Here is a 574-nt window from a genome sequence, read left to right on the forward strand (position 1 = left end):
AAGCCGCAGCGCCCAACTAAATGATAACACAACGTCCTCAGTTTAGGGCGCAGAAACACCCCCAAAACCAGAGCCATAGCTTTAAGAACCCAAGCATCACGCGCATTCCAAATCCAATAACCCCCCCCATTGCCCCCACCCGGCGCACCGGCTCAAACCGATAATCACCAGCCAAAAGCAACGCATGGATTTGCGCTTGAACATGGGCACGATGAAAGCGAACATGCCAAACATCGTTATTGTGATGATAATCTTTGCGAGCCTTGCATAACCAATGATAGGCAGCATCAAGGCTCGAATCAGAAGCGATTTTTTCTAATAGAGATTGACTCATAAAGAAAGTAAGTGTAATAGCGAGCTCACATATTCATTGGCTGTAGGGGCGACCCTGTGTGTTCGCCCTGGCTGTCGTATCAATAACTGTTTCAAGCATCTTATTTTATACTCAATTCCGCAGTTTTTTAGCTTATAAGGGTTTTCAATGTGATTATACAAATAACCATAAAAATCAATAGGTTACGATTGGATACCCAACATGACATCAACTAGTACAGGAGGGCGGAAATTCCCAGAC

1 protein-coding gene is annotated in these 574 nt (G+C 44.6%); it reads right to left on the minus strand.

Annotated features, from left to right (window positions below):
* Window positions 1-37: 37 nt before the first annotated feature.
* On the minus strand, window positions 38-334 hold the full coding sequence (locus GY683_RS04705) for a hypothetical protein (RefSeq protein ID WP_297287645.1): 297 nt from the start codon (window positions 332-334) through the stop codon (window positions 38-40).
* Window positions 335-574 lie beyond the last annotated feature (240 nt).

Source organism: Moraxella sp. (assembly GCF_024227015.1).
Taxonomy (GTDB): Bacteria; Pseudomonadota; Gammaproteobacteria; order Pseudomonadales; family Moraxellaceae; genus Moraxella.

Coding starts and splice junctions, on each gene's coding strand:
- GY683_RS04705 (WP_297287645.1), bottom strand. CDS start 334: ATGAGTCAATCTCTATTAGAAAAAATCGCTTCTGATTCGAGCCTTGAT.